Consider the following 1,434-nt stretch of genomic DNA (forward strand, 5'->3'; position numbering starts at 1 on the left):
CCACCCTTTCCTAACAACTTTTAAGTCATGCGTGATTCACGAAATGGGTGAATTGCGTCTCAATATAGGAGAAGAGATATGGCGCCTCGTAAAGCTATCATAACGCAAGCAGACATTGCACGCGCTTTAAGAGAAGCTAAAAAACAAGGTTGTGAACTCGTAGAAATCAAACCCACCGGTGAACTGCTTATCTATCTCAAATCCGATATTCCACTACCAAATTCAGCAGCGCATCCAGACAAACTTTTAGATTTGTCAAAGAATGAATATTACGAAACCGCACTCTCTAAGATGTAAAATACCATGCCAAAACCACGTCCTCCTCATCTCGTTAAACAAATTACTCAACATGGCAAAATTGTATGGTATGTACGTATTGGTCATGGACCACGTATTAGAATACGCGGTACCTATGGAACGCAAGAGTTTGTTGATAACTACAAAAGCGCACTTGCCGAGTTACAAGGGCTTATACTTCCTAAATCCAAAACCGGTAAACTTGTTGAAGGTTCATTTGCATGGCTGCTTAAACAATACTTTAACAGCGTTCATTGGCATAGCCTTGCTAAAGCTACGAAAAGACAAAGAGAACTTATCCTTATGAAGGTATGTGATGCTATAGGAAACATTCCATACAGAGAAATAAAGAAATCACATATTACAGCGGGTGTTGAACGCCGCAAAGAAAAACCAACAGCTGCTCACAATTTTCTAAAAGCCCTTAATGGACTTTTTAATTGGGCAATTGATCAAGAGCTTTTAGAAAACAATCCAACAGTAGGAGTAAAAAGACCAGCTTACAACAACAAAGATGGATTTGCTGTTTGGACAGAAGAAGATGTTGAAAAATATTATCACCATTGGTCACATGGTTCACATGAACGCGTCTGGATTGATGTTCTTCTTTACACGGGTTTGCGTCGTGGTGATGCGGTCCGAATTGGTTGGAAAGATGTCAAAGATAATATCATTCATCTCAAGACAGAGAAAAGTAAATTCCAAACAGATGTTTTTCTACCCATTTTGCCTGAATTAGCAGAAACTCTAAAAATTGGTCCTATTGGAAATGAAACATTCATTTGCGGAAAAAACGGAAATAAACTCGTAAAAGAAAGTTTTGGAAACTTATTTCGTGAAGCGTGTAATGCGGCGGGAATCAAAAAATCAGCACATGGCTTAAGAAAATTAGCAGCAACACGCGCAGCTAACTCTGGTGCAACAGTATCACAACTCAAAGCAATTTTTGGATGGACAGACGACAACATGGCATCTCTTTATACAAAAAGCGCAGATCGCAAAAGGCTAGCCATAGAAGCTATAAAAAAGCTCCAAAAAAATGAGGGATAATGCTATAAAAAACATTAATGGAATCAATAATGATAAATTTCCCCCATATCGTAATAACTCATTTATTTTATTGAAAATTATTGAATC

General features: G+C 37.9%; 2 protein-coding genes. Both read left to right on the forward strand.

Annotation, left to right across the window (positions count from 1 at the left end; genetic code table 11):
* The first annotated feature begins 78 nt into the window (after positions 1-78).
* Positions 79-297: a hypothetical protein gene (locus ABID23_RS07970; RefSeq protein ID WP_354190957.1), complete on the forward strand. Its 219-nt coding sequence runs from the start codon at positions 79-81 to the stop codon at positions 295-297.
* 6 nt (positions 298-303) lie between these two features.
* Entirely contained in the window at positions 304-1,347 is a 1,044-nt protein-coding gene (locus ABID23_RS07975; protein ID WP_354190959.1) for a tyrosine-type recombinase/integrase, read from the forward strand.
* The last annotated feature ends 87 nt before the right edge of the window (positions 1,348-1,434 follow it).

Origin of the sequence: Bartonella silvatica (genome assembly GCF_040545155.1) — a bacterium.
Classification (GTDB): domain Bacteria; phylum Pseudomonadota; class Alphaproteobacteria; order Rhizobiales; family Rhizobiaceae; genus Bartonella; species Bartonella silvatica.

Coding starts and splice junctions, on each gene's coding strand:
- ABID23_RS07970 (WP_354190957.1), top strand. CDS start 79: ATGGCGCCTCGTAAAGCTATCATAACGCAAGCAGACATTGCACGCGCT.
- ABID23_RS07975 (WP_354190959.1), top strand. CDS start 304: ATGCCAAAACCACGTCCTCCTCATCTCGTTAAACAAATTACTCAACAT.